Genomic DNA, 26686 nt, shown 5'->3' on the forward strand with positions numbered 1-26686 from the left:
GTTGACAATTTTTCGAAACCTGCCCATTCTCCTCGCCATCCAGCCCGCCGCCCATCGCCCGGAGTGACATGATGCCCCTGCTTTCAGACCCGATAGAGATGCTGCGCCCGCCGGTCCTGCGCTTTGGCGTGGGAACGATAGACACTTTGGCCGGTTGGGTCGAGGAACGGGGTTACAGCCGCCCGGTGGTGATCGCCGATCCGGTGAACGCGGCGCGACTGGCGGTGCTCGGGCTTGGCACGCCGGCCTGCTTTGGCACCGTGGTGCCCGAACCCGACATCACCAACCTGATGGCGGCCGTGGCTGCGGCCGAAGGCGCCGATTGCGTCATCGGCTTTGGCGGCGGTTCGGCGATGGATCTGGCCAAGATGGTGGCGGTTATGGCCGGCCACGACCTGACGCTGGCCGATATCTCCGGGCCGAACCGCGCGCCCGCCCGCCGCGTCGGGCTGGTGCAGATCCCGACTACCGCCGGCACCGGCTCCGAGGTCGGCACCCGCGCGCTGATTACCGATCCCGCCACGCAGGCCAAGGTTGCCACCGAAAGCCGGCACATGCTGGCCGATCTGGCGATCATCGACCCGGCCCTGACCTATTCCGTGCCGCCCTTCGTCACCGCGGCCACCGGCGTCGATGCCATGGCCCATTGCGTCGAGGCCTTCACCTCGAAACGCAGCCATCCGATCATCGATGCCTACGCCCTGCAAGGGATCGAACTGGTCGGCAAATACCTGCGCCGCGCGGTCGAGAATGGCGCGGATGCCGAGGCGCGGGCCGGCCTGTCGCTGGCGGCGCTTTATGGCGGGGTCTGCCTCGGTCCGGTCAACACCACCGCCGGCCATGCCGTCGCCTATCCGCTGGGGACGCGGCACCATCTGGCCCATGGCATCGCCAACGCGCTGATCTTCCCGCATGTTCTAGCGGCCAACGCCCCGGCGGCGGCGGAAAAGACCGAGGCGATCTGCCGCGCCCTGGGCTTTGCGCCCGGCGGCTCGCAGGACGTGCTGGCCGGTGCGCGGGATTTCTGCGCAGCGCTTGGCCTCGACATGCGTCTGCGTGCCCATCGCGTGCCCGAAGATGATCTGCCCAACATGGCGCGCGATGCCCATGCGATCCGGCGGCTGCTCGACTGGAACCCCGTCGATCTGTCGGTTGGCGAGATCGAAGGCATCTATCGTGCCGCCTATTGAGGACTAAAGACCCTCGCCCGTGCTCGAGGCGCGCGGCACCAGATGCACCGGCTCGCGATGCAGCGCCGGGGGTTTCCGACCCTCGACCAGCCAGTCCAGCAGCGTCGCGGCGGTTTTCTGGCCAAAGCTGGTGATGTCGCAGCTGATCGAGCTGAGCCCCGGCCAGACCTGCCCGCTTTCCTCGATATCGTCAAATCCGATGATGCGGAGATCGCGGCCCGGCATGACCCCCGCGCGCGCGAGCCGCGCCATCATCCCCAGCGCCACAAGATCGTTGAAGCAGATCGCCGCATCGACCTCCGGGTGATCGCGCATCAGCCGCTCGGCCAGATCGGCCCCGACTTGCCGCGAGGGGCGGCCATGCAGGACCAGCGGCTCGGCCCCGATCCGCGCCATCTCGTCCAGATAGCCCTGCATCCGCTCCGCCGTGATCGCACGCCCCTGCAAGCCTCCGACGAAGGCGATGCGCCTTGCCCCCGCCTCGACCAGATGCCGCGCCGCCTGCCGGCCGCCATCGACATAATCGAAGGAGGAGAAGGGAAAGTCCTCGGTCAGCGGGCTGACCTGCCGCAGCACCTGCAATGTCGGCACCTGCGCGCGGGCGATCTGCTCGAAGGTTGCGGTTACATCGCCATAGCTGGGCGAGATGACCAGCGCCGAGACGCCATGCTCGATCATCGAGGTGATGATCTCGGCCTGCATCGCCGGATCCTCGCCGGAGTTCGAGATGACGGTGGCATAGCCCCGCGCGAACAGCGCCATCTGAAACGAGGCGGCGAATTCGGTGAAGAAGGGGTTACGCAGGTCGTTGATGACCAGCCCCACCAGCCCGGTGGAGCTGGATCGCAGGTTCGCCGCCGCCCGGTTATAGACGTAACCCACCGCCTCCATCGACCGCCGGACCAGCGCCGCCGTTTCCGGCTTGATCTGCGGGCTGTTCTTCAGCACCAGCGAGACCGTCGATTTCGACAGGCCGGCATGGGCGGCGACGTCCAGAATGGTCGGGCGGCGGGGCATTCAGCCGATCCCGTGCAGCGCGAGCAGCAGCCGCATCCGCTCTTCCGCCAGTTCGGGCCGCGACAGCACGCGGGCCTGATCGGCCAGCCGGTAGACCTCGGCATAATGGCTGATCTCGCGCGAGGACTGGAAGCCGGCGGGCATGATGAAATGCGACTGCGCGCCGTTCAGCCAGGCAAGGAAGGCGATCCCGGCCTTGTAGAACTGGGTCGGCGCCTTGAAGATCTCGCGCGACAGCGGCACGGTCGGGGCGAAAAGCGCGTGGTAGGTTGCGGTGTCACCCTGCGCCAAGGCCTCCAGCGCCTGTGCGGCGGCGGGGGCGATGGCGGCAAAGGCCCCCAGCAGGGCATGGGAATAATGCGTCCCGTCGCCCTCGATCAGCGCGGCATAGTTGAAATCATCCCCGGTATAGAGCCGCACCCCCTCGGGCAGGCGGGCGCGGAAGGCTTCTTCATGCGCCTGATCCAGAAGCGAGATCTTGATGCCGTCGACCTTGGCCTTGTTGGCATTGATGATCGCCAGCACCGCATCAGAGGCCGCCGCGACATCCGTGCCGCCCCAATAGCCTTTCAGCGCCGGGTCGAACATGTCTCCCAGCCAGTGCAGCACCACCGGGTCCTTCGCCTGCGACAGAAGCCGGTCATAGACCCGCGCATAGGTCTCGGGTCCGGCACCGATGGCCGGCAGCGCCCGCGTCGCCATCAGGATGACCTGCCCGCCGGCAGCCTCGATCGCCTCCATCTGCGTCTCATAGGCGGCGATGATCGCAGCCTCGTCGGGCAACTCGGACAGCGTCTTGTGATCGGTTCCGGCGCCACAGGCCACGCGCGGCTTCAGGGAATGCGCCTTGGCCTCGACCATCGTGCGCTCGATCAGTTCCCTGGCGGTCAGCCAGTCGACCCCCATGCCGCGCTGCGCCGTGTCCATCGCCTCGGCCAGCCCCAGCCCCTGATCCCAGAGCCAGTGGCGAAAGCGCAGAGTATTCTCCCAATCGACCGCCGGGCGACCCAGCCAGGGATCGCGCTCGGCCAAAGGATCGCTGACCACATGGGCGGCGGCAAAAGCGGTGCGGGTCAGCGGCACGCGCGGCGCGCGCGGCACCAGCGGAACGCCCTGCAGGGCATAGGCTTCCAGACGGCCATCATAGGTGGGCAGGTTCAGCGCCATCAAAAGGCTCCTTCCACGGGCCCATCGACGGGCAGGTCAAAGACAAGGATGCCGTCCACACCGCCATCCGCTGCGGCGACTATGGCATCGCCCACGCGGCGATGCTCGGCATGTTCCTGGTAAGCGGCCAGCGTCTCCCAGCTTTCGAAATCGACCGTGAAGCCGTGCATGTAACCGCGTTCCAGCATTTCCGGGCTTTCGCTGCGACCGGCGCGGAACGGACCCATGCCGGGCAGCAGCGCGCGGATGCCCTCCAGATCGGCATGGATCTGGGCAATCTGCGCCTCGGTGGTTTCCGGGCGATAGCGGACAAGGACGATATGGCGGATCATTGTTACACTCCGTTGTCGGTGCGGATCATGTCGGCGGCTTTCTCGGCGATCATGATGGTCGGCGCATTGGTATTCGACGAGACCAGCCGCGGCATCACCGAGGCATCGACGACGCGCAGCCCATCGATCCCGCGGAAGCGCAGGCGGGTATCGACAACGGCAGCCTCGTCACTGCCCATGCGGCAGGTGCCGGCGGGATGGTGATCGGTCTTGGCATTCTGGCAGGCATAGCGGATGTAATCCTCGTCCGTCCGCACCTCGGGTCCGGGCAGAACCTCGCGCGTGACCATGCCCTTCAGGGCGGGCTGGCGCATGATTTCCTGCGCCAGTTTCAGCCCCTTGATCGACATCTCGCGGTCATGCGGATCGGCCCAGTAATTCGGATCGATCAGCGGCGCGGCAAGGGGATCGGCACTGGCCAGCCGCACCGTCCCGCGCGAGCGGGGCCGCAGATAGGCCGAGTTCAGCGTGACCCCGCCGTTGGGCATGGCGGCAACCCCGGCCTCGATCCCCGAGCCGAGACCCAGATGGAACTGGATATCCGGTGAACGCGCGCCCTCCTCCGCATACCAGAAGCCGCCGGTTTCAAACAGGCTCGAGGCCACCGGCCCCTTGCGGGTCATAAGGTATTGCAGCCCCGCCACAGCCGACCACCAGGGCTTGGCATAGCGGTCATAGGTATAGGGCCCGCTGCATTCGGCGATCACGAACAGATCCAGATGGTCCTGCAGATCCGAACCGACGCCGGGCTGGTCCAGCACCACCGGCACGCCCACCGATTGCAGGTGATCCGCCGGGCCGATGCCCGACAGCATCAACAGGCGCGGCGAGCCGATGGCGCCCGAAGACAGGATCACCTCGGCCTCGGCGCGCAGGGTCTCGGGGCCGGATTTGCCGATGAGTTCCACCCCCACGGCGCGGCCATGTTCGGTGACGATGCGCGTCACCTGTTCGCCCGAGCGAACGGTCAGGTTTGGCCGACCCCTCGCCGGGTCCAGAAACGCCTTGGAGGTCGAGGAGCGCCGGGCATGGCGCTGGGTCAGTTGGTAATATCCCACGCCATCCTGCGTCTCGCCGGTCATGTCGGCGTTGAAGGGAATGCCCAACTCGCCCGCTGCCCGGAAATAGGCCTCGCAGATCGGCAAAGGCGCGGCGGGCTTCGACACGCCAAGCGGACCACCCTGCCCGTGATAGCGGTCATTGTAGGTGTCGTTATTCTCGGATTTGCGGAAATAGGGCAGCACATCCTCGTAGGACCAGCCGTCGCAGCCCAGTTGCCGCCATTCGTCATAGTCGAGCGCATTGCCGCGCGTGTAGATCTGGGCGTTGATCGAAGAGCCACCGCCCAAAACCTTGGCCTGCGTGAAACGGATGACCATGTCGTTCATGTGCCGTTGCGGGACGGTGTTCCAGCCCCAACTGCCGATGCCCTTGGTCATCTTCGCAAATCCCGCCGGCATGGCGAAGAACGGGTGCCAGTCGCGCCCGCCTGCTTCCAGCAGCAGCACCCGCAGGTTCGGGTTCTCGCTCAGCCGCGCGGCCAGCACGCAACCCGCGCTGCCACCGCCGACGATGATGATGTCATAGGCCTCTGCCATCTTGTCACAACCTTGGTATGGAAAGCCCGCCATCGACGGGGATCACGGCGCCGGTGGCAAAACCCATGCGGCCCTCGGCCAGCGGCACCACCGCCTCGGCAATGTCCGAGGGTTGGCCCCAGCGTGCGGCGGGAACCAGACCGCCCTCGATCCGGGCGGTGTACTTGTCAGCCACGCCCGCCGTCATCGGCGTCTCGATGATGCCGGGGCGGATGTCGAAGACGCCGATGCCAGCCGGTGCCAGCCGCACGGCAAAAAGCTGCGCCATCATCGCGGCGGCGGATTTCGAGATGCAGTATTCCGCGCGCTCAATCGACACCATAGCCGCGCTGACCGAGGTGACGAAGATGATCGAACGATAGTCCGACCCGTCCAGCGCCAGCATCCGCCGCGCCACCGCCTGCGCCAGGAAGAAGGCGCCGCGCAGGTTGATGTCGGTGGCAAAGTCGAAATTCTCGGGCGTCAGGTCCAGCATGTCGCCCCGGATGCGGGCGGGAACGCCGGCGTTGGAGACGAGCGTCGTCACCGGCCCCAGTTCGGCCTCGATCCGGTCGAGAAGCGCCGGCACCGCCTCGACCTCGGCCAGATCGTGCCGGACATAGCGGGCCTTGGGGCCAAGCCGGGTCAGCGCCGCCTGAACCGTGGCATCATCCTCGGGCAGTTGCGCGGCCAGAACCGGGGTGAAGCCCGCGCCCGCCAGCGCCTCGGCAATGCCCAGCCCGATACCCTGCTGGCCGCCGGTAATCAGCGCGATGCGGCTCATGCGCCCCGCTCCGTCCGGGCGATCTCGTCGCCCACGCGCAGCGCATGGGCGGCAACGGTCAGGGCCGGATTGACAGCAGCCGAGGTCGGCAGCACGCCGGCATCGGCGATGAAGAGGTTCGGGTGATCGTGGCTGCGCCCGCGCGGACCCACCACGCTGGTCGTCGGATCATTGCCCATCCGCAACGTGCCGCATTGATGCGAGGGGGTGCGGCGGTCGAAGGGCTTTGACAGCACCAGCGGAAAGCCCGCGCGGCGCAGCATTTGCTTGAGCTTGGCCACCAGAGCCTCATGCGCCGTCCAGTTCGAACGCTTCCAGTCCAGCATGATCTGGCCGTTCTTCAGGCTGACCCGGCTGTCGGGATCGGGCAGATCCTCGGACATGGCGTAAAGATCGATGGCGCGGTCGGCGATGGGGCCGGCGAGCCAGCCGGGCAGGCCCGAGCTTGCGGCGAGGATCGGGCGCGAGACCCGGCCAAGCAGCTGGATATTGCCAAGCGGCCGGTCATCCGGTCCGCCTTTCAGGTAGAAGTCGTTCACCTGCAACGTCTTCTGATAGATCGTGCGGTTCCTGCGGAACGGATGGATCGCCAGCACCGCCGAGCAATTGTGGTTCATGAAGTTCCGCCCGACCTGATCGGAACTGTTGGCCAGTCCGGTCGGATGGTTGTCATTGGCCGAAGCGAGCAGGATCGCCGCCGAATTCACCGCGCCCGCCGCCAGAACGACGACCGGCGCGCTGATGGTTTCCGCGCGCCCGCCGCGCTCGGCAAGAACGCCCGTTATGCGGCCCGATCCGTCCGCAATCAGCTTTTGAACCCTGATTCCCGTCATAAGCTGCACATTAGAACGTTCCAATGCCAAGGCAAGGGAAATCGATTCCGCGTCCATTTTTCCGCGACCCAGTTCGTGTCCGGTGTTTGGGAACGCATCCCAGGGGGTCTTTGCCGCCGCCAGCCAGCGGTCGATATCGACGCCAAGCGGCAGGCTGGAGGGGTGCAGGCCCACCGATCTCAGCCGGGCGCGAAGGTCCGCAATCTCGGGCTCATCGGGCACCGGGGGGAAGGGATAGGGCGCGGAATGCGGCGGCTCGCTGGGGTCATCGCCCAGCTCGCCGCGCACATTGAACATCTGCTCGGCGCGCGAATACCACGGCTCGAATTCGTCATAGTCGACCGGCCAGCCGGGGGTGGTGCCGCCCAGATGCACCATCGGGCGGAAATCCTCGGCGCGATAGCGCAGCAGAACCGCGCCGTAGAATTTCGTGTTGCCGCCGACATAGTAGTAATTGCCCGGATTGAACGGCTTGCCCGCCCCGTCCAGCCATTCCTCGGTCGGGCGGTAATGTCCGTCGCGGAAGATCGCCACCGGATCGCGGGCCTCGGGCGTGTTGGGCAGACGCTCGCCACGCTCAAGGATCAGGATGCGGCGGCCGGTCGGGGCAAGGGCGGCGGCAACCGTCGCCCCGCCCATGCCGGAACCGATGATGATGACATCGGGCTGGCTCATTGGTCGATCCGTTCCTCGGTCTGCGGATCGAACAGCACCGCCTTGTCCATGTTGACGGTGAAGTCGAAATCCTGACGCGGCCTGGCATCGGCATCGGCGCGCATCCGGGCGACGCAATCCTTGCCCGAGAGCGACATGGTGACAAAGGTGTCCGACCCCGCCGGCTCCGTCACCGAGACCATGTTGCGCAGGGGTTGCAGGTTCTGCGCCCGCTTGTCGGCCCCTTCGGCATCGGTGATCGCCTCGGGCCGGATGCCAAGGATGACGTTCTTGTTCAGATGTGCCCGAAGACTCGCGCCCTGCTGCGACAGCGGCAGGCGCACCGCAGCACCGTTGGAATCGCTCAGTTCGGCGGCCAGCGCGCCGTTGTGATCGACCAGCTTGGACGGCAGCAGGTTCATCGACGGGCTGCCCATGAAGCTGGCGACGAACATGTTCGCCGGGTTGTCATAGATTTCCTTCGGCGTGCCAAGCTGCTGCACGTAACCCTTGTTCATCACCGCGATGCGGGTCGACAGGGTCAGCGCCTCGATCTGGTCATGGGTGACATAGACAATGGTGGTGCCAAGGTTCTGGTGCAGCTTCTTGATCTCGGTCCGCATATCGACACGCAGCTTGGCGTCGAGGTTCGACAGCGGCTCGTCGAACAGGAACACGTCCGGGTCACGCACCAGCGCGCGGCCCATTGCCACCCGCTGCCGCTGGCCGCCCGACAATTGCCCGGGCTTGCGCGCCAGCAGCTGTTCGATCTGCAGCAGCTTCGCCACCTCGGCCAGCTTCCTGTCGCGCTCAGGCTTGGGGATCTTGTGCATCTCCATGCCGAAGGTGATGTTCTGCCCGACGGTCATGTTCGGGTAGAGCGCATAGCTCTGAAACACCATGGCGATGTTGCGCTTGGAGGGATGCACATCGTTGACCACGCGGTCCTTGATCGAGATCGTCCCGCCCGAGATGTTCTCGAGCCCGGCGATCATGTTCAAGAGCGTGGACTTCCCGCAGCCCGAAGGGCCGACGAGGACCAGGAACTCGCCCTCTTCGACGGCGATGTCGACGCGGTGCAGCACCTCGACATTCCCGTAAGCCTTGGTGACGTTGTCGATATTGAGAAAGCTCATGGGATCATTCCTTCGGAATGGCCGGCGCCTCGCAGGCTCGGCGCGTTCGACATTTCAAACCGTCCACCGGACGCTTTGATTTTTCTTCGAAAAAGCATGCCTCACCCTTTCACAGAGCCAGCCATCAGCCCGCGCACGAAGTAGCGGCCGGCGACGATGTAGACGAGCAGGGTGGGCAGGGCGGCGAGGATCGCGCCGGCGAAATGGACGTTGTATTCCTTCACCCCGGTCGAGGATTGCACGAGGTTGTTCAGCGCCACGGTCATTGGCGGGTTGCTGCCCGCGAAAGAGGCACCGAAGAGGAAGTCGTTCCAGATATTGGTGAACTGCCAGATGATGCAGACGATGGTGATCGGCCCTGACAGTGGCAGCATGATCCGCCAGAAGATCTGGAAGAACCCGGCGCCGTCGATCTGGGCCGAGCGCACCAGCTCGGTCGGCACGGCGGCGTAATAGTTGCGGAAATACAGCGTCGCAAAGCCGATGCCATAGACCACATGGACGAGGATCAGCCCGGGAATGGTGCTGGCAAGGCCAAGGATGCCGAGGATGCGGGCCATCGGGATCAGGACGATCTGGAACGGGATGAAGCAGGAAAACAGCATCAGCCCGAACAGGATGGTGTCGCCGCGAAAGCGCCACTTGGTCAGGATATAGCCGTTCAGCGCCCCCAGCACTGTCGAGATCGCCACGGCGGGCACCACCATCAGGATCGAGTTGAGGAAATAGGGTTTCAGACCCGTCGCCTCGACCCCGATCTGCGCCGTCGACCAGGCCGAGAGCCAGGGGGCAATCGTCGGCTCCTTGGGCAGGGCCATCATGTTGCCGCCGGTGATCTCGGGCAGCGGCTTCACGCTGTTCACCATCATGATGAAGAAGGGCAGAAGGTAGAAGCAGGCGAAGAAGATCAGGACCACATAGATGAAGGTCCGGGTGATGCGGCCGGTGCGGACGGCCGTGTCCTGTGTCGCGACAGCCATCACTTCTTCTCCTTCAGCTCGGAATAGATGTAGGGGACCATCACCGCCGCCACGCCCATCAGCATGATCACGGCCGAGGCCGCACCGACGCCCATCTGGTTGCGGGTGAAGGTATACGAATACATGAAGGTCGCGGGCAGCTCGGTCGCGCGGCCCGGTCCGCCGCCGGTCAGGGCGATGACGAGGTCATAAGACTTGATGGCAAGGTGCGCGAGGATGACGAAGGCCGACATGAAGGCCGGACGCAGCAGCGGAATGACGATCCGGCGATAGAGCTGCCAGTTCGAGGCGCCGTCGATCTGGGCGGCCTTCAGCATCTCGTTGTCGATGCCGCGCAGCCCGGCGAGGAACATCGCCATGACGAAGCCCGAGGATTGCCAGACCGCCGCGATCACCAGCGTATAGATCGCCATGTTGCGATCCTTGATCCAGCCGAACTTGAAGCTTTCCCAGCCCCAGAGTTGCATGGTGTGTTCCAGCCCGATGCCGGGATCGAGGAACCATTTCCACGCCGTGCCGGTGACGATGAAGCTGAGTGCCATGGGATAGAGATAGATCGGACGCAGCACGCTTTCGCCGCGGATCTTCTGATCGAGGAAGATGGCCAGAAGCAGCCCGATGGCCATGCAGATGACGATATAGAGGCTGGCAAAGACCGCCAGGTTCACCAGCGCCGTGCTCCAGGCCGAGAGGCCGAACAGGGTGGCATAGTTCTTGAACCCGACCCAGTCATAGCTGGGCAGCATCTTGCTGTCGGTGAAGGACAGATAGATCGTGTAGACGATGAAGCCATAGACGAAGACCACCATCGCCGCCACCGAGGGCGACAGAACCAGCTTGGGCAGCCAGTCCTGAAGCTTGGTGCGGAAATCGGGCTCGGCCGTGCTGTGGACGGAGGCCATGATATCTCCCTTGCAAGGTGCGAGCCATCACGCCGCCGGGGCGGGTGATCGGGCTCTGATCAGGGGCAAAAGGGGGGTGGGCAGGGCCGCTTTTGCGGCCCCGCCCGGTCACGGTTTACTGTGCAGCCTCGACGGCATTGGCCAGCTCTTCGGCGGCCTGGGTGCTGTCGTATTCGCCGTTGAAATGCGCCGTCACCACGTCATAGATCGCGTTCTTCACGGCAGCCGGGTTGGCATGGCCATGGGCCATCGAACCCAGCAGCGTGCCTTTTTCCGACGCTTCCTTCAGCTGGGCCATGCCCTTCTTGCCGCAATCGTCGAAATCAGTGTCCGGCACATCGGTCCGCGCCGGGACCGAGCCCTTCACCTTGTTGAAGGCGATCTGGAACTCGGGCGATTCGATGGCGCTGGCCATGGCGTTCTGGGCCTGCTTGGCGGCGTCATCGCCCTGCTTGAACATGACGAATTCGTCGCTGTTGAAGGTCACGACGCCCGCCGTGCCCGGCACCCGGAAGCACAGGAAGTCGGTGCCCGGCACCTTGCCCGCGTTCAGGAATTCGCCCTTGGCCCAGTCACCCATGATCTGGAAGGCGGCCTCGTTGTTGATGACCATGGCCGAGGCCAGGTTCCAGTCGCGGCCCGAGAAGTTGTCATCCACGAAGCCACGCAGCTGGGTCATCTTGTCAAAGGCCTGAACCATCTCGGGCGAGTTCAGCGCCGCCGGGTCCAGATCGATGAAGGCCTTGGTGTAAAGCTCGGGTCCGCCGGTCGCCAGCACCGCGCTGTCGAAGATGGTGGCGTCCTGCCAGGGCTGACCGCCATGGGCCAGCGCGACCTTGCCCGAATCCTTCACCTTCTGCAGGGCGGCGATGAATTCGTCCCAGGTGGTCGGCTCGGCAATGCCCATCTCGTCCAGCATGGCCTTGTTGGCCCAGACCCAGTTGGTCGAGTGCACGTTCACCGGCGCGGCGATCCAAGTGCCGTCGGGCTTGCTGAACTTCTGGATGGCGGCGGGGATCACCGCGTCCCAGTTCTCGGCGGCGGCAACCTCGTTCAGGTCGGCAAGCACTTCGCCCTGCTGCGCCCAGTCCAGAATGTCGAAGCCCAGCATCTGCACGGCTGTCGGCGGGTCGCCTGCGGTCACACGGGCGCGCAGCGCGGTCATCGCCGCCTCGCCACCGCCGCCAGCCACCGGCATGTCCTTCCAGCCAATTCCCTGGCCGGCGAGGTTTTCCTTCAGCACGTTCAGCGCCGCAGCCTCGCCACCGGCGGTCCACCAGTGCAGCACCTCGACATCCTCGGCCTTCGCCGCAGCGGACAGGGCAAGGGTTAGTGCCAGGGCCGAAACACCGGCCTTCGCAAGAATTTTCATGTTTCTCCTCCCGGTTGTCTTTCCCCGCCTGGCGGGGAGTGGGTAATTAAAACGTTATAAACACCCGACTCGTCAACAAAAATATTTCGACTGGCCGCGCAGCGAATTTGCAGTAAACGCAAGGACTTCGCGTGCTGCAGCGCAGCGACGAAATATTGTTGTATCGTTGCACATACCTAGCGTAACCTCGTCCCAAGCTAGAAACCGAGGTCTGCCCTGCCCGATACATCCGCCCCTTCGCCGACCCGAGCCCGCGTGACCCTGCGCACCATCGCGGGCGAGACTGGCTTGGCCGTGACCACCGTGTCGCGGGCGCTGTCGAACGACCCGCGAATCGCCGCGACGACCCGCGCGCTGGTGGCCGAAACCGCCGAACGGCTCGGCTATGTCCCCGACCGGGCGGCGCAGCGGCTGCGCACCGGGCGCACCAAGGTGATCCAGGTGCTGCTGAACCTCGACCACGAATTCCTCAGCTTCACCCACGAACTGCTGGGCGGCCTTTCCGAGGCGCTGGCCGGCACCGGCTATTCGGTCACGCTGTTTCCCGACATCCTGGAACGCGACCGCCTGACCGCCGTGCGCCAGATTGTCGAGGGCCGGCTGGGGGACGGCATCATCTTCAACCGGACCGAGCCCTTCGATACCCGCGTCCGCTACCTGACCGAGCAGGGATTTCCCTTCGTCTGCCATGGCCGGACCGAGTTTTCCGTGCCCCACCCCTCGGTCGATTACGACAACGAGGCTTTCGCCCGCATCGCCATCCAGCGGCTGTTGGCCCATGGCCGGACCCGGCCGCTGATGATCCTGCCACCCGCCCGCTATACCTTTTCCCAGCATCTGCGCTGGGGTGCCGTTGCGGCGGCGCGGGATGCCGGGATCACCATCGAGTTGCCGGACGAGATCACGCTCGACACGCCGCAGGACCAGGCCGCCGACTGGATGCGCCAGCGTCTGGCACGATCCGACCGGCCCGACGGCGTCATCTGTGTGGGTGAGGTCGCGGCGCTCATCACCATGGCCGCTTGTGCCGATAATGGATTGCAGATCGGCCGCGACATCGACGTGGTGGCCAAACGTGCCAGCGGCGTCTTTGATCTCCTGCGCCCGCGCATCGACGCCCTGACCGAGGACCTGCGTGAGACCGGCCGGGCGATGGGTGACATCCTCTTGCGCTCGCTCGCGGGCGAGGATCCGACGGGGTTGCAGGTGCTGCTTGCCCCCGGAACCGACTTCCGCCAGGACGCCTAGGCGGATCATCCCGCGACCCAGTTGTTGCGGCCGCGCGCGACGCGCATCTGCACGGTCTTCAGCTCCAGGTACTCCTCGATGCCAAAACGGCCGAGTTCGCGGCCCAGCCCGCTTTCCTTCACCCCCCCGAAAGGCAGCTCGGCAAAGCCGTCCATCCAGGTGTTCGTCCAGACCGTGCCGGCGCGCACCTTGCGGGCGAAGTTGAGGCAGGTATGGACATCAAGGCTCCACACCCCGGCCGAAAGACCATAGGCCGCGTTGTTCGCCAGTTCGATCGCCTCGTCCTCGGTCCTGAAGGTCAGGACCGACAGGACCGGCCCGAACACCTCTTCCCGCGCAATGGCCATCTCGGGCGTCACCCCCGCCACCACGGTCGGAGCATAGAAACGACCGTCCAGCCCAGGCACCGCCAGCACGCCGCCGCCGATCACCACCTTGGCGCCCGCCGCCTCTGCCTCGCGCACATAGCCGTCGATCTTGCCCAGATGCTCGTCCGAGATGATCGCCCCGACCTGCGTCGCATCGCTCAGCGGATCGCCGAAGGGCACCTTGCGCGACAGCGCCGCGATGCGGTCGGTCAGCGCCTCGGCCACGTCCTCGTGCACGATGATCCGGCTGCCGGAATTGCAGCATTCGCCGGCGTTGAAATAGATGCCGAAGGCGATCGCATCCGCCGCCGCATCCAGGTCGGCATCGGGAAAGATCACCTGCGGGTTCTTGCCGCCCAGCTCCAGCGACACCTTCTTCAGCGTGCCCGAGGCCGCCGCGACGATGCGCTTGCCCACCCCGGTCGAACCGGTGAAGCTGACCATGTCCACATCCGGATGCGCGGTCATGACCGCACCTACCGGATCGCCATAGCCCAGCACAAGGTTGGCCACGCCCGCGGGCAGCCCGGCCTCTTCCAGCAGTTCGAACAGGATCACCGTGGTCGAGGGCGTCATTTCCGAGGGTTTCACCACCGCCGTGCAGCCGGCGGCCAGCGCGAAGGGCAGTTTCTGGCTAACGATCAGGAAGGGGAAATTCCATGGCGTGATGATCGCGGCCACCCCGATCGGTTCCTTCAGCACCAGCCCCAGCATGTCGGGGCCCAGATTGTTGTGGCTGTCGCCATGCGCCATCCGCGCCAAGGCGGCCGCATAGCGCCAGATATCCGCCGCGCCCTCGATCTCGCCCCGCGCCTGCGCGATGGGCTTGCCCGATTCCAGCACCTCGATCCGGGCGATCCGCTCGCGGTCACGATCGATCAGATCGGCCACCCGGTTCAGGATCTCGGACCGCGACTTGCCCGAGGAGAAGGCCCAATCGCCTTGGTCAAAGGTCCGGCGGGCGGCGGCGATGGCGGCCAGCACCTCAGCCTCGCCACCCTTGGCCGAACGGCTGGCCAGCACCCCGTGCGAGGGCGAGACACGGTCGAACGTCGCACCATCGGCGCTGTCTTTCCACACACCATCGATCAGGTGGCGGCCGGTGAAGGGCGTGGCCGGCACGGCAGCACCGCTGGCGGGGATCAGGGTAAATTCGGTCATGGCTCAGGTTCCCGGAAACACGGGTTTGCGTTTGTTGGCAAAGGCGTCAACGCCTTCGGCCTTGTCGGCGCTGGCGGCGATCATGCCCGACCCCAGCGCCTCGATCATGGCATCGCGATCCTCGCCGACACCGGCATGGATCATGTATTTCGCGACCTCGGTGGCGCGGGGCGAGGTCGTCAGCAGCTTCTCGGCGATGGCCCGCGCGGCGGCCGCCGGATCCTCCGCGATCTCGGCCACGAAGCCGCAGGCCAGCGCGCGCTCGGCACTGATCCGGCGCCCGAAGAGCGCCATTTCCTTCAGCATCGGTTCCGGCAGCAGCCGGGCGATGCGCTGCGTGCCGGACCAGCCCGGAACGATGCCGACCTGGCTTTCCGGCAGCGCCAGCGTGGCAGCGGGCGCGATCACCCGGATATCGCAGGCCGAGGCCAGTTCCAGCCCGCCGCCAAAGGCATGGGCCTGCAAGACGGCAATGGTCGGCTTTGACAGCCGCGCCAACCGGTCGAAGATGCGATGCCCGTCGCGAACCCAGATGCGGGCGAATTCGGCGGGCGCATATCCGGCCCAGGCCTTGATATCGGCCCCGGCGCAGAACGCGCGCTCACCGTCCGAGGTCAGCAGCACCGCCCGCACGCCTGTATCCCGGTCGATCTGGTGACAATGCGCGGCCAGCTGTGCCAGCATCTCGGGGGTGAAGGCGTTGAGCTTCGTCGGGTTGTCCAGCCGCAGCGTGGCAATGCCGCCTTGGGTGTCCAGATGAACCGCACCGCTCACAGCGCAAGCTCCATCGGGCCCTCAACCAGCAAAGATTTCGACATGGTGATGGCATTGTCAGCCACCTTTACCCGACCTTGCGAGGCGGCGATGATGTCGCGCTCGGCTTCGATCCCCGGCATGATCTCGATGGCGACCAGCCCCTCGGGGGTCAGCCGGATCACGCAGCGCTCGGTGATATACAGCGCCTCCTGCCCGGTCTCTACGGCGCGGGCGCCCGAGAAGGTCACATGCTCGACCTCCTCCACCATCTTGGTGAATTTTCCGGGCTTCGAGATGCGCAGACCGTTTTGCGACAGGTCGAACTCGGCCGCCGCCTCGAAGAAGCCCGAGAAGACGATCTTGCGGGCATTGGCGGTGATGTCGACGAATCCGCCGCAGCCGGCGGTCAGATAGGGCTTCTTGCCCAGCTTCGACACGTTCACATTGCCCTGCACGTCCACCTCGAGGAAGGACAGGAAGGACATGTCGAAGCCGCCACCCTGGAAATAGCTGAACTGGTTCGGCGAGGGGACGTATCCGTAGGCGTTCGAGGCGCAGCCGAAGGCAAAGCCGGTCAGCGGCATGCCCCCCACCGCACCCTGCTCGATCGCCCAGGTCACGGCCTGCGGCTCGCCGGCTTCCAGCAGGATGCGCGGCACCATGGCCGAGATACCAAAGCCCAGATTTGCCGTCTGGCCCCGGCGCAGTTCCAGCGCGGCGCGGCGGGCGATGATCTTCTCGACGCCATGCTCGGCCAGCGAAAAGCTGGACCAAGGGCGCATGATCTCGCCCGAGATCGCGGGGTCGTAATCGGTTTCCGTGGTCTGGCGCTGATCGGGCGCAACCACGACCAGATCGACCAGATGGCCCGGCACATGGACGTCATGGGGGCGCAGACTGCCCGAGGCGGTGACGCGCTTGACCTGCGCAATGACCAGCCCTCGATGGTTGCGGGTAGCAATGGCCTGATCGAGACCGCCGAGATAGGCGCCCTCGTGCTCATAGGTCAGGTTGCCATCCTCATCCGCCGTGGTGGCGCGGATGATGGCGACATTCGGGATGATATTCGGGAAATGCAGCCAGGTCTGGCCGCCGAATTCCTGCCGGAAGACGATGGGTTCGGCTGCGGCAACCTCGTTCATCGCGCAACCCTGCCGGATCGGATCGACGAAGGTGTCGAGCCCCACCCGCGTCAGCACGCCGGGGCGGCGGGCGGCCACGTCGCGGTGCATGTCGAACATGATCCCCGAGGGCACGTTATAGGCCAGCACCCGGTTTTCCACGATCATCTTCCAGATCTCGGGCATCGGCAGGTTCGACGAGCCCGAGGGATAGGAGCCGCCGAGGATACGCTTCAGCAGCCCGTCCTTGGCGATGTGATCGACGCCCTTCACGCCATACATGTCACCCGCCGCAATGGGGTGCAGCGTGGTCAGATCGCGCGGATGGCCCTCGGCGTCGAAACGCTCGCCCAAGGCCTTCAGCACGGCATCGGGACACCCCAGCGCCGAGGAAGAGGAGACGGTGACAACGGCCCCGTCGGCAATGCGCGATACCGCCTCGGCAGCGCTGACGATCTTGGACATTACAGCCCTCCGTAATTGACGGCGGTGCGCTTGCCGGTCCGGGCCGCCTCGGCCACGGCTTCGGCGACGGCCAGCGAGGCAACGCCATCGCGGCCATCGGCCGAGGGACGGCCCTGGCCCGCGACGGCATCGGCAAAAAGCGCGACTGCACGCTCGTAAAGGTCATGGGTCGCAAAGCTGACCGGCTCGGTACCCGCGGCCGTGACCAGCGTGATCTCTCCGACCGGCTGCTGGGTCATCACGTTGCGGGCGAAGATCGAGCCCTCGCTGCCGTGGATCTCGATCCCGGTGCCGGCGAACTGGTGGGTAAAGCTTTCATGGGCCTGAACCTGCGCGCCCGAGGGCGTGGACCAGACCGACATCACGCTGTCCTCGACACCCTGCCCCATGCCGGATTGCGCGGTCATGGCGACGACCTCGACCGGGTCCTCGTCCAGATGGAAGCGCACGGTATCGGCGTCGTGGACGGTGATATCGGGAATGACCCCGCCGCCCGCCGCCGGATTGTCGATCCGCCAGCCCTGCAGATGCGGCGGCAGATAGACGGCGTGGAACACCCGGACGCTGCGAACCGTGCCGATGCGGCCCGACTGCACCAGATCGCGGATCGCCAGATGGCTGCCCGCGTTGCGCAGGTGGTGGTTGGTGGCAAAGACCAGCCCGGCATCCTTCGCCGCGCGGACCATGGTCACGGCGTCCGCGACCGACATGGCCAGCGGCTTTTCGCACAGCACATGCTTGCCCGCCGCGATGGCCGCCATGGCCTGCGGGAAGTGCTTTTCATTGGTGGTCGAGATATAGACCGCATCCAGATCTGCATCAGCCAGCATCGCGGCCAGATCGGCACAGCCTGTGGCGATGCCATTGGCGGCGGCATAGTCCCGCGCGCGGTCAGCACTGGAGGACAGGACGGAACGAACCTCGCCGCCCGTCGCCCGCATGGCCCCGATCATGTGCTGGGACGCGATGTTGCTCGCGCCGATCAAACCCCAACGCATGTCTGTTCCCCCGAATCTGGACCGTTCCAGATATAAATTAGAACGTTCCAGAAAACGCGTCAAGATGATTCCCGCTCACCGCTGCAGATCGACCGTCACCGAATCCGCCCGGCCCCGCACATCGATGACCGAGATCCGCACCGACCCGGTCTCGGTCAGGTCCAGTTCCAGCGCGGTTTCGCCACGGGCGATGGCGACCGGGCGGCCATCGGCCAGCCAGGTAAAGGGCGGCGCGCCGTCCATGACCTTGACCAGCAGCCGACCCTCGGGCGCCTCGATCCGCGCGCCATCGGGCGGAAAGGCCATCTTCGGCGCATCCGCCGGTTTCGCGGCCAGCGCCTCGCCCGGCGCGCGGAACTGGCGCAGGGGCTGGGGCAGCTGCGCGGTGGGCACGGTCAGGGTCGCCGGCGGCGGAGGCGGCAGGGGTGTGCCGCCAGCCCGCGCCCGGTCAAAGAGCTCGAACAGCAGCGGCGCGGCCAGATCGCCACCGAAAGCGCCCGGAACCGGCGTGCCATCGGCCCGGCCCATCCAGACGCCACCGACATGGCCGCCGTCGAAACCGACGGCAAGCGCGTCCCGGTGGCCATAGCTGGTGCCGGTCTTGTAGGCGATGCGCCCCGGCGCGCCACCGGGCGGCGGGTTCATCTGCGACAGGATATTGCCGACCTGCCAGGCCGCGACCTCGCCCAGAAAGTGCCGACCCGTCGGCCCGCCTCTTTCGGGCAGCGGCGACAGCGCCACCGCCTCGCCCCGCGCTGCCAGCCCGGCATAGGCGGCGACGAGGCCATGCAGGCTGACCCCGGCCCCGCCAAGCGCCACCGCCAGCCCCGGCTGACCGCCCGGCACTGCCAGATGCGCGCCGGCACGCTCCAGCGTGTCGATCAGCCGAGCCGGGCCGACGGCATCGGCCAGCCGCACCACCGGGATGTTCAGCGAGGCCAGCAGCGCCGCCCGCACCGTCACCGTGCCGTGAAAGCTGCGATCGAAATTCTGCGGCGCATAGCGCCCGAAGGCCACCGGCCGGTCCTCGATCAGGGTTTCGGGATGGGCCATGCCATCGTCAAAGGCCAGCCCGTAGACAAAGGGCTTCAGCGTCGACCCGGGCGAGCGCAGGGCCTCGGACATTTCCACGAACCCGGCGCGTGCGGTGTTGGTCCATTCCGCACCATCGACCTGCGCCAGGATCTCGCCGCTGCGGTGATCGGCCAGCAGCATGGCGACGGTGATGCGCTCGGTCTGACCGGCCACGGCGCGGCGGGCCAGCGCCTCGGCGGCACGTTGCAGCGGCGCATCGATGGTGGTGGCGATGCGCAGGGCCGTCGGATTTTCGCGGTGAAGGCGCGCGGTCAGGTGCGGGGCAAGCGCCGGAAAGGGACGGCGATGGCCGGGCAAGGCGGTCGAACCCGCCGCACGCGCCTGATCGGCGTCGAGCACGCCCTCCCTGACCGCGCGGGCCAGCACGCGATCCCGCGCCCGCATGGCGTTTTCCGGGTTGCGGTCAGGTTGGCGGGCGGCGGGGGATTGAGGCAGGGCGACCAGCAGCGCGGATTCAGCCGGGGTCAGCCGGCGCGGCTCTTTCCCGAACCAGGACAGGCTGGCGGCGCGCACGCCTTCCAGGTTGCCGCCATAGGGCGCAAGCCGCAGGTAGAGGTCGAGGATCTGCGGCTTCTCCAGCCGCCGCTCCAGCGCCAGTGCCACGCGCATCTGCCGCAGCTTGCCCTGCCACTCTCCGGTCGGGCCTTCCTCCAGCAGCCGCGCCACCTGCATGGTCAGGGTCGAGCCGCCCGAGACCACCTGCCCGGCCAGAGCCGATTGCCCCGCAGCGCGTATCAGCGCCAACAGATCGACGCCCGAATGGCGGTAGAACCGGCGATCCTCATAGGCCAGCAGCATCTTGATGAAGCCCGGATCGACCGGCCCCGGCTCCAACCGCCAGCGGCCATCGGCCACGGCAAAAGCGCGCAGCAGGCTGCCATCGCGGGCGACGATCTCGGCCCCCGTGACCACCGCCAGCACCGGCAATTCCGTCCGCGCCACCCAGTCATCCAGCGCATCCCGCGCCAGCCCCACCGCAAACAGCAGCAGGGCCAGCGCGAAAAGCCCGAAACGGCGCATCACTCGGTCACGGTCGTGCTGCCCGTGTCTGTCCATGCCCGCCAGTCGGGGCGATACATGTCCATGACGCTGGCCGCCGGGTGGGCGAACTGCCCCGGCGTGATGGCGCGGACGTTATAGGCCAGCCGGAAGCTGTCGACCGAGGTCCAGTCCACCGCCGAGATGAAGCGGTCATCGCGGAATTCCGAGGTCTGGACATCGCTGAGCGCCTCAAGCCAATCGAGCGCGGCATTGTCGCCCTGCCGGATGAGATGCGGGTTCTCGATCTCGAAGCCTGCGGGCAGCGGGTCATCGATGATCAGCCGGCCACCGCCCTCCTGATGCGGCGTCACAGTCAGCACCGCCACCAGCCGCGCGCCCTGCGCCACCATGCCCGGATCGACCGGCTCGCCCTCGTGCGTGTAGTACTCGCGAGTGATGGTATAGCCCTTGCCGCCCGCCGGTTCCGGCACAGACGGCAGGCCGGTCAGAGTCAGGGTCAGCACCTCCTCGCGGCCCGAGCCGTTATGGATGACGGCCCCGCCATCGCCGGTCACATCGCGGATCAGCGCCGAACCGAGCGGCTGGCCGTTCAGCGTGAAGCCCTCGCCATTCGCGCCGCTGGCCAGCGCACCCGCCGCCATCAGCGACCAGACCGATTCCTGCGGCGACAGCGTCTGACCACGCAGGCTCTCGGCAAGGCTGGCACCCAGCCCGTCCAGCGACAACACCTCGCTGCCCGCGCCGGCAGCCAGCGCCAGCACGCCGGCCAGATCGCGCAGCCGTGTGCCGTAATCGGCGCGCAGGACATAAGCCTCGTCGTCCGTGTCGTTCAGACGCTGCGCCACAAGCGAGAACATCGCATCGGCGCGGCGCTGGTCGCCATACATCGCCAGCGCCGATCCCAGCTGCGCCATCGCCAGCGGCGTGCCGAAATCGCCGCCCTTTTCGTCGGCATAGTAGCGCAGATCACCCACCGGCACTGCACCCTCGCGCGCCAGCACCATCAGCGCATAGGCCAGCGCCTCGCCGCCGCCATTGCTGTCGGCATCGAAATCGGCGGCATAGTTCACCGTGTTCCGCAGCCGGTCCAGCGCCATGCGGAAGGCCTGATCGGGCACCACATGGCCCGCCGCGCGGGCGCGAGAGAGGAAATCGGTGACATAGGCGTTCAGCCAGTTGTCCCCGCCCTCGGCCGACCAGAGGCCAAAGGCGCCGCTGGAATCCTGCCGGGTCAGCACCCGGGCAATGGCCTGATCGATGCGCTCCGAGGCGCGATCCGCATCCGGCATCCCCTCGGCCGCCTGTGAGAAGGCCAGCAGCGGCATCGCCTGCGAGGTGATCTGCTCGGTGCAGCCATAGGGGTATTCCTCCAGCCCGCGCAGGATCGCCGCCGCATCGAAACGCGCCGCCGGACCCAGCGCCAGCGTGGCGCTGGCCGTGCCCGGAACCATATTCTCCAACAGCTCTGCCGGCAGGGTCAGATCGCTGCCCGTGGCGAGGGTGAAGCGGCTTTCATGGCTGACCCGCGCCCCATTGGCCAGAACCGGAATGGTCAGCCTCTTCTCCAACAGCTTGCCATCGGGCGTCGTCACCGACAGCGCCAGTTGCACCGGCCCCTCGGCCTCGGGCGCGGTGATCGGCAGGCTCAGCCGTTCGCTGCCAAGCTCGGCCAGCGTGACCGAGGCCGGCAGCGTGCCAAGGGTCAGCCCCTCGCCGCTGGCCGCCAGAGCAACCTCGCCCGCCGGGCCGCTGGCATGGGTCAGTTCCAGAAGCACCCGCGCCTGATCGCCCGGCGCAAGGAAGCGCGGGGCCGAGGCGGTCAGCACCACCGGATCGCGCACCAGCACGTCCTGCTGGGCCTGCCCGACGCCCTTCTCGGACCAGGTGACGGCCATCAGCCGCACCGTGCCGTTGAAGGCGGGCAGCGGGATCTCGGCCTTGACCGTGCCATCCTCGCCAACGGTCAGCGGTCCCGAGAACCAGGCCAGCAGATCCTCGGTCGGCGGCGGCGACTGGGTGGAAACCGCGTTCATAGCATCCCCGCCCGAACGGATCGCGCCCTGCGCGCCCGCCTGCCCGTCGATCAGCCGCCCATAAAGGTCACGGATCGCCACGCCAAGGCGGCGCTGGCCGAAATAGTGCGCGGATGGGTCGGGCGACTTGAACGCCGTCAGGTTCAGGATGCCCAGATCGACCGCCGCCAGCGTGGCATGAACCGTATCGCCCGGCGCCGCCCCCGCGACGCGCAGCGTGACCGGCAGCAGACCGCGCGGATCGGCCTCGGCCGGGGCCTCGATGGTGGTGGCCAGCGCCCGGTCGCCCGGTTCGATCCCGGCATGGGCCAGACCCAGCGCCCGCACCGGCGTATGACCGCCCTCGGCACCGACCGCGCGCAGGGCGCTGACGGTGACATAGGCGCCCGTGCCCCAGGCATCGGTCACCGGCAGCTCGATCCGGTTCTCGCCCGCCGTCACCGGCACCAGCTTCATGTCCACGACGCGGTTGGTCAGCACCGAGACGATCGCCGTGCCATCCGCCGGCGCATCGACCAGCGCCAGCGCGGTCTCGCCGGCGCTGTAGCGCGGCTTGTCCAGCGCCACGGACAGCCGGTCCGGCGTCTCGAGCGAGCCGGCAACCGTGTACCAGCCGGAATCGAAGGCCGTGGAGGCCGCGCCACCGCCCTCGGGCGTCACCACGATCTCGTAGCGGCCCCAGTCGACCGGCACGGCAACCTCGGCGGGCTGGTCGGCGGCCAGCGTCACCGCCCCCTCGGACAGCTTCACCCGCCGGGTGATCATCTCGTAATCCCAACGGCCATCCATCGAATACCACTGATAATCCGTCTCGATCCGGTTCACGACCCAGGTAGCGGGTGTCGCCACCTGCCGGCCATCCGGGCCGATGGCGATGACAGAGAAACGGGCTTCCTCGCCCTCGCCCACGGCACCGCCCTCGAACATCGGACGAATGCCGGCGACCGGCTGATCGGGCAGCACGGTGCGGGTCACCACCCGCTCGACCGGGCGGCCCGAGCCTTCGCGCACCGACAGGATGAAATCGGCCTTCAAGGGCCGCGCCGCCTGCGCCGCGTCTTCCGGCAGCGTCGCGGTCAGGGTCAGATGGCCCTGATCGTCGGTCTCGCCCCCGACCAGCATCTCGGCACGCGGATCGAAGCGCTGATCCTGTAGACCAAATTGATACCCCTCGTGATCGGACAGGCTGTCGGCGGCGGACAGTCGCACCTCGCCCTCGACCGGCAGACCCGCGCCGGGCGCGCCGAAAAGATAGCGCACATCGACCGAGACCTGCGGCAGCGCATCCATCGCCAGCGGGCCTTCGGGCAGCTCGGGGGTGAAATCCAGCCGCTCGGGCAGGAAATCCTCGACCAGCAGCTTGGTGCTGGCCAGCGCCGGTGCCTCGGGATCGGCGAAGACATCCAGCCGCCATGTCCCGCGCGGCGCGGTCACCGGCAGGGTGAAATCGGCAGTATGCCCACCCGCGCCGGCCTCGGGCGCAATCTGGCGGGTCAGTTCCACCCCGTCGGGACGGGTCAGCACCGCGGTCAGCGGCAGGCCGGAAATGGCCCGCTGATCAGCACCATTGCGGGCCAGGATGGTGGCATGAACCGTCTCGCCCACGCGATAGGCACCACGCTCGGTCGTCAGAAACACATCGACCGGCGGCGCAGGAGGCAGGCCCTCGACCCCGCGATCCGACAGGTCGAACTCGGGATCGGTCAGCGGCAGGAAGGCCATGTCATCGCCATCCGCCACGGTGATCGCGGCCGGGGCGGCATTGCCCTCGCCCTTCGTCTCTGCGGCAACAAAGCGCGCCAGCCCCTGATCGTCGGTCTGAACCTCGGCCAGAATCTCGTTGCCGCGTGAGAGCAGGGCCACCCGAGCGCCCGCGCGCGGTCCGGTATCGGTCAGCCCGCGAACCACGACCTGCATCCCGTCCGCGCCCTCCAGCGCCGAGATGCCCAGATCCGAGATGACGAACCATTGCGTCGCCGTCGCCACCTCGTCCGGACTGGTCTCGGGCACCTGCGCCTGAAGGGCATAGATGCCGGCGCCAAGCGGGCCTGTGACCTCCTGAATCGGCAGGCGGGTTGTCATTTCAGCGTTCAGCTGACTGCCCACATCGGCCTGACCCTGCCAGACGACCTCGCCCAGATTGTCCGTCACCTGCTGCTCGGCCCAGTAATCCAGCGGCCGCGCCATGTAGCGGTCGCGCAGGGTCTGCACCAGGTTGCGGTCAGACACCCGGATCAGCCGCAGGTCAAGATGTTCGGTATTGACCGTCACGACCGGCAGCCCGGCATCGGCCATGCGCGGCAGGACATAGTTGCGGCCCTCGAAGCGCACCAGCGGCGCGCGGTCGCGGACATATTGCGTCATCGCCACGTCGCGCCACAGCGCCTCGCCGGTTTCGGCGGGCAGGCCCTTGCGGAAGGTCAGATCATAGCGCGCGCCATGGGTCAGGCCGGCGACGCAAAGCCGGTCGCCCTCGGCCTGAACCGAAAGGCCCGTTTCGGACAGGGCCACATAGGGGGTGTAATCGACCGAAGGCCGCAGCTGTTCCGAGAACTGGGCGCAGATGCGCGGCATGGCGCGGTCGGCCTCGACGATCTGATCGATCATGCGGAAGCCGTATTTGCTTTCGGCGTCCTGCAAGGCAAGCGCGATATCCTCGCGCGCGTCCAGCGTATCGGCCAGTCGCAGCGCCGACAGCGCATCCCGCCCGCGCCCGTCATCCTCCCAGATACGCGACAAGAGAAAGAGCGATTCCGCAGCGGTGGCATCACCCTCGGACCGCAGATAGGCATTCACCGCCGCCGTCTGCGCCGGCTGCAGATTGCCGTTGTCCTGCGACAGGATCAGCTCGGCAAAGCCGCCCCAATCCTCGGCCCGGTCATCCAGCACAATGGCCGCACCCAGAAGCCGCTGCGCCTGCACCGGATCGCCATTCCCCATCGCATCGCGGGCATATTGCGCGAGGCTCGCCCCGTCGAGGCCGCCGGTCAGGTGATCCGACATGCCCTCGGCCTGTTCCAGCGCCGCGCGCAGCAGATGCTCGCCAATGAAGGGTGCGGCCTCGGCCCGGCGCTGCGCCAGATCCTGCGCGGCGGCAGGCGTCATCAGCACGCGGGCGGAATAGGCGCCCTGGAACGGCGTGGCCTGACCCACCGATCCCTTGGGAAAGCAGGACGAGGCGCGGGCGTTATAGGTGACGGCGGCGCAGTCCTGATCGGCGAGGCAGTTACGCAGGCAGGCATCCATGCTGACATCAAAGACCTGCCGCAGGTCGTTCCCCGGCAGATCGACATCCTGCGTGACCGCCATGCGCTTGGGCGGGATCAGCGGGTGATCCTGCGCCAGCGCGGCTGGCACGGCGACGGCAGAGATCAGGGCGGCGGCAAGCAGGGAAATCGTGAAACGGCGCATGGGAACCTCGGTTGAAACCGGCCCGAGGGTGGCACAGGCCCCGATTCCCGACAATGGGGGTCAAGGCGTCCGCGACCTATGCGAAGCGCCCGGAGGACTAGAAACAGAGAATTTCAGCCTCCGCCTCGGCGCGGCGCAGGGTGGCGACCATTTCGGTCATCTCGGGCATGCCACGGAACATGCTGGCACGCTCGCCCGAGACCTGCCGCATCGCCAACACCGTCTCGGCGCTGACGTAATCTTCATAGGTGATAACGCTGGCGATCTGGTCGATGGCGCAGGAACAGCGGTCCAGCATGTTGCGGTTCTGACCGTTGGTCGCCATGCAGGCAAAGACGTATTCCGCGCGCGCATTGGTGGGGAAATCGTTCAGCTCCTGCGCGACAGCCGGTCCGGCCAGCGGCGTGGCAAGGACGGCCAGCAGCGCAGCCGCCCGCCTCATTGCATCACCAGATGGTTCACATAGCCGGGGCTGTCGCCCTCGGTCCGTGCCAGCATCTCGCGGATCGGGGCCTTGGGGCCGCCGATGGTGAAGACCAGTTCCAGCGTCTCGAACCCCTTCATCCTAGCGGCATTCGGATCGCTTTCGAACGGCTTGAACCGCGCCTCGACCGTGTCGCCGTCGCGGCTGAGACTGCCCGCGCCGAAAAGCGCATCCTTCATCCGGTTGCGGATATAGAAGGGGCTGCCGCCGGTCAGAGCCGCCATGTCGCGTGCGGTGCGCTCCAGGAAGAAGGTCAGCACCGGATCGCCGCCCGAGATCGGGAAGGGGCCGACCTTGCGCTCGAAATCGTTCGAATCGTGGTTGATCTGCAGCACCGGCTTGCCGTCCGAGGGATCGATGGTCTCGGAGAGGGTCAGGGTGCCGCCCTCGACAGCGCGGAACCCCTCGGCCTCGGGTCCCTTGACCGTCTCGGACCAGACCAGGGTCTTGTCGCCCAAGGACCAGGGGCCGCGTTCGGCAAAGACCGCGTCTCCGGCTTCGCCCGCATAGACAGGTGCAATGGGGGCCAGCAGCAGGGCCAGCGCGAGACAGATGGTTTTCTTCATGCGATTCCTCCCCGAACCGGGTGGCAGATTGGCG

Annotated in this window: 20 protein-coding genes; 2 read left to right on the plus strand and 18 right to left on the minus strand. The window is 66.8% G+C overall.

The window, feature by feature from the left end; all coding sequences use genetic code 11:
- Window positions 1-71 precede the first annotated feature (71 nt).
- On the plus strand, window positions 72-1190 hold the full coding sequence (locus Q1A36_RS08050) for an iron-containing alcohol dehydrogenase (RefSeq protein WP_299841794.1): 1119 nt from the start codon (window positions 72-74) through the stop codon (window positions 1188-1190).
- 3 nt (window positions 1191-1193) lie between these two features.
- Here Q1A36_RS08050 and Q1A36_RS08055 read toward each other — a convergent pair whose 3' ends face one another.
- The 10 genes from Q1A36_RS08055 to Q1A36_RS08100 form a co-directional block, all read right to left on the minus strand.
- Window positions 1194-2207, minus strand: a complete 1014-nt coding sequence (locus tag Q1A36_RS08055) for a LacI family DNA-binding transcriptional regulator (RefSeq protein ID WP_299841797.1) — start codon at window positions 2205-2207, stop codon at window positions 1194-1196.
- Entirely contained in the window at window positions 2208-3374 is a 1167-nt protein-coding gene (locus Q1A36_RS08060) for a dihydrodipicolinate synthase family protein (RefSeq protein WP_299841800.1), read from the minus strand.
- A complete protein-coding gene (locus Q1A36_RS08065; RefSeq protein ID WP_299841803.1) occupies window positions 3374-3706 on the minus strand; it encodes a Dabb family protein in 333 nt (110 codons plus the stop codon). The genes Q1A36_RS08060 and Q1A36_RS08065 overlap by 1 nt, the downstream gene beginning before the upstream one ends.
- A gap of 2 nt (window positions 3707-3708) precedes the next feature.
- Complete coding sequence (locus tag Q1A36_RS08070; protein ID WP_299841806.1) at window positions 3709-5304, minus strand: GMC family oxidoreductase N-terminal domain-containing protein; 1596 nt, start codon at window positions 5302-5304, stop codon at window positions 3709-3711.
- 4 nt (window positions 5305-5308) lie between these two features.
- Window positions 5309-6067 carry a 3-ketoacyl-ACP reductase gene (locus tag Q1A36_RS08075; protein WP_299841809.1) on the minus strand — a complete coding sequence of 253 codons (759 nt, stop codon included), beginning with the start codon at window positions 6065-6067 and terminating at the stop codon, window positions 5309-5311.
- Entirely contained in the window at window positions 6064-7575 is a 1512-nt protein-coding gene (locus tag Q1A36_RS08080; RefSeq protein ID WP_299841812.1) for a GMC family oxidoreductase, read from the minus strand. The genes Q1A36_RS08075 and Q1A36_RS08080 overlap by 4 nt, the downstream gene beginning before the upstream one ends.
- Window positions 7572-8690, minus strand: a complete 1119-nt coding sequence (gene ugpC / locus Q1A36_RS08085) for a sn-glycerol-3-phosphate ABC transporter ATP-binding protein UgpC (protein WP_299841815.1) — start codon at window positions 8688-8690, stop codon at window positions 7572-7574. Before ugpC ends, Q1A36_RS08080 begins: the two co-directional genes overlap by 4 nt.
- A gap of 101 nt (window positions 8691-8791) precedes the next feature.
- Entirely contained in the window at window positions 8792-9670 is an 879-nt protein-coding gene (locus tag Q1A36_RS08090; RefSeq protein ID WP_299841818.1) for a carbohydrate ABC transporter permease, read from the minus strand.
- A complete protein-coding gene (locus Q1A36_RS08095) occupies window positions 9670-10572 on the minus strand; it encodes a sugar ABC transporter permease (protein ID WP_299841821.1) in 903 nt (300 codons plus the stop codon). The genes Q1A36_RS08090 and Q1A36_RS08095 overlap by 1 nt, the downstream gene beginning before the upstream one ends.
- 115 nt (window positions 10573-10687) lie before the next feature.
- Window positions 10688-11944, minus strand: a complete 1257-nt coding sequence (locus Q1A36_RS08100; RefSeq protein WP_299841825.1) for an ABC transporter substrate-binding protein — start codon at window positions 11942-11944, stop codon at window positions 10688-10690.
- A 255-nt stretch (window positions 11945-12199) separates the two neighbouring features.
- Between Q1A36_RS08100 and Q1A36_RS08105 the strand changes: the two genes are divergently transcribed.
- Window positions 12200-13192: a LacI family transcriptional regulator gene (locus Q1A36_RS08105; protein ID WP_299841828.1), complete on the plus strand. Its 993-nt coding sequence runs from the start codon at window positions 12200-12202 to the stop codon at window positions 13190-13192.
- A gap of 5 nt (window positions 13193-13197) precedes the next feature.
- Here Q1A36_RS08105 and Q1A36_RS08110 read toward each other — a convergent pair whose 3' ends face one another.
- The 8 genes from Q1A36_RS08110 to Q1A36_RS08145 form a co-directional block, all read right to left on the minus strand.
- Complete coding sequence (locus tag Q1A36_RS08110) at window positions 13198-14721, minus strand: aldehyde dehydrogenase family protein (protein ID WP_299841831.1); 1524 nt, start codon at window positions 14719-14721, stop codon at window positions 13198-13200.
- A gap of 3 nt (window positions 14722-14724) precedes the next feature.
- Window positions 14725-15495 (minus strand): enoyl-CoA hydratase/isomerase family protein, encoded by a 771-nt coding sequence (locus tag Q1A36_RS08115; protein ID WP_299841834.1) that lies wholly within the window; start codon window positions 15493-15495, stop codon window positions 14725-14727.
- The gene (locus Q1A36_RS08120; RefSeq protein WP_299841837.1) at window positions 15492-17063 is read right to left on the minus strand and encodes a malonate decarboxylase subunit alpha; all 1572 of its coding nucleotides are present in this window, start codon (window positions 17061-17063) and stop codon (window positions 15492-15494) included. Before Q1A36_RS08120 ends, Q1A36_RS08115 begins: the two co-directional genes overlap by 4 nt.
- Window positions 17063-18061 (minus strand): Gfo/Idh/MocA family oxidoreductase, encoded by a 999-nt coding sequence (locus tag Q1A36_RS08125; RefSeq protein WP_299841840.1) that lies wholly within the window; start codon window positions 18059-18061, stop codon window positions 17063-17065. Before Q1A36_RS08125 ends, Q1A36_RS08120 begins: the two co-directional genes overlap by 1 nt.
- A gap of 75 nt (window positions 18062-18136) precedes the next feature.
- Complete coding sequence (pbpC, locus tag Q1A36_RS08130; protein ID WP_299841843.1) at window positions 18137-20176, minus strand: penicillin-binding protein 1C; 2040 nt, start codon at window positions 20174-20176, stop codon at window positions 18137-18139.
- Window positions 20176-25602, minus strand: a complete 5427-nt coding sequence (locus tag Q1A36_RS08135; protein ID WP_299841846.1) for an alpha-2-macroglobulin family protein — start codon at window positions 25600-25602, stop codon at window positions 20176-20178. Before Q1A36_RS08135 ends, pbpC begins: the two co-directional genes overlap by 1 nt.
- Before the next feature lie 97 nt (window positions 25603-25699).
- The gene (locus Q1A36_RS08140) at window positions 25700-26044 is read right to left on the minus strand and encodes a hypothetical protein (protein ID WP_299841849.1); all 345 of its coding nucleotides are present in this window, start codon (window positions 26042-26044) and stop codon (window positions 25700-25702) included.
- Window positions 26041-26652 (minus strand): hypothetical protein, encoded by a 612-nt coding sequence (locus Q1A36_RS08145; protein WP_299841852.1) that lies wholly within the window; start codon window positions 26650-26652, stop codon window positions 26041-26043. The genes Q1A36_RS08140 and Q1A36_RS08145 overlap by 4 nt, the downstream gene beginning before the upstream one ends.
- Window positions 26653-26686: the final 34 nt, after the last annotated feature.

The sequence above is a fragment of the uncultured Paracoccus sp. genome, from assembly GCF_947487305.1.
In the GTDB taxonomy this organism is placed as follows: domain Bacteria; phylum Pseudomonadota; class Alphaproteobacteria; order Rhodobacterales; family Rhodobacteraceae; genus Paracoccus.

Coding starts and splice junctions, on each gene's coding strand:
- Q1A36_RS08080 (WP_299841812.1), bottom strand. CDS start 7,575: ATGAGCCAGCCCGATGTCATCATCATCGGTTCCGGCATGGGCGGGGCG.
- Q1A36_RS08145 (WP_299841852.1), bottom strand. CDS start 26,652: ATGAAGAAAACCATCTGTCTCGCGCTGGCCCTGCTGCTGGCCCCCATT.
- Q1A36_RS08125 (WP_299841840.1), bottom strand. CDS start 18,061: ATGCGTTGGGGTTTGATCGGCGCGAGCAACATCGCGTCCCAGCACATG.
- Q1A36_RS08140 (WP_299841849.1), bottom strand. CDS start 26,044: ATGAGGCGGGCGGCTGCGCTGCTGGCCGTCCTTGCCACGCCGCTGGCC.
- Q1A36_RS08100 (WP_299841825.1), bottom strand. CDS start 11,944: ATGAAAATTCTTGCGAAGGCCGGTGTTTCGGCCCTGGCACTAACCCTT.
- Q1A36_RS08095 (WP_299841821.1), bottom strand. CDS start 10,572: ATGGCCTCCGTCCACAGCACGGCCGAGCCCGATTTCCGCACCAAGCTT.
- Q1A36_RS08050 (WP_299841794.1), top strand. CDS start 72: ATGCCCCTGCTTTCAGACCCGATAGAGATGCTGCGCCCGCCGGTCCTG.
- Q1A36_RS08065 (WP_299841803.1), bottom strand. CDS start 3,706: ATGATCCGCCATATCGTCCTTGTCCGCTATCGCCCGGAAACCACCGAG.
- Q1A36_RS08120 (WP_299841837.1), bottom strand. CDS start 17,063: ATGTCCAAGATCGTCAGCGCTGCCGAGGCGGTATCGCGCATTGCCGAC.
- Q1A36_RS08070 (WP_299841806.1), bottom strand. CDS start 5,304: ATGGCAGAGGCCTATGACATCATCATCGTCGGCGGTGGCAGCGCGGGT.
- ugpC (WP_299841815.1), bottom strand. CDS start 8,690: ATGAGCTTTCTCAATATCGACAACGTCACCAAGGCTTACGGGAATGTC.
- Q1A36_RS08110 (WP_299841831.1), bottom strand. CDS start 14,721: ATGACCGAATTTACCCTGATCCCCGCCAGCGGTGCTGCCGTGCCGGCC.
- Q1A36_RS08090 (WP_299841818.1), bottom strand. CDS start 9,670: ATGGCTGTCGCGACACAGGACACGGCCGTCCGCACCGGCCGCATCACC.
- pbpC (WP_299841843.1), bottom strand. CDS start 20,176: ATGCGCCGTTTCGGGCTTTTCGCGCTGGCCCTGCTGCTGTTTGCGGTG.
- Q1A36_RS08060 (WP_299841800.1), bottom strand. CDS start 3,374: ATGGCGCTGAACCTGCCCACCTATGATGGCCGTCTGGAAGCCTATGCC.
- Q1A36_RS08055 (WP_299841797.1), bottom strand. CDS start 2,207: ATGCCCCGCCGCCCGACCATTCTGGACGTCGCCGCCCATGCCGGCCTG.
- Q1A36_RS08075 (WP_299841809.1), bottom strand. CDS start 6,067: ATGAGCCGCATCGCGCTGATTACCGGCGGCCAGCAGGGTATCGGGCTG.
- Q1A36_RS08135 (WP_299841846.1), bottom strand. CDS start 25,602: ATGCGCCGTTTCACGATTTCCCTGCTTGCCGCCGCCCTGATCTCTGCC.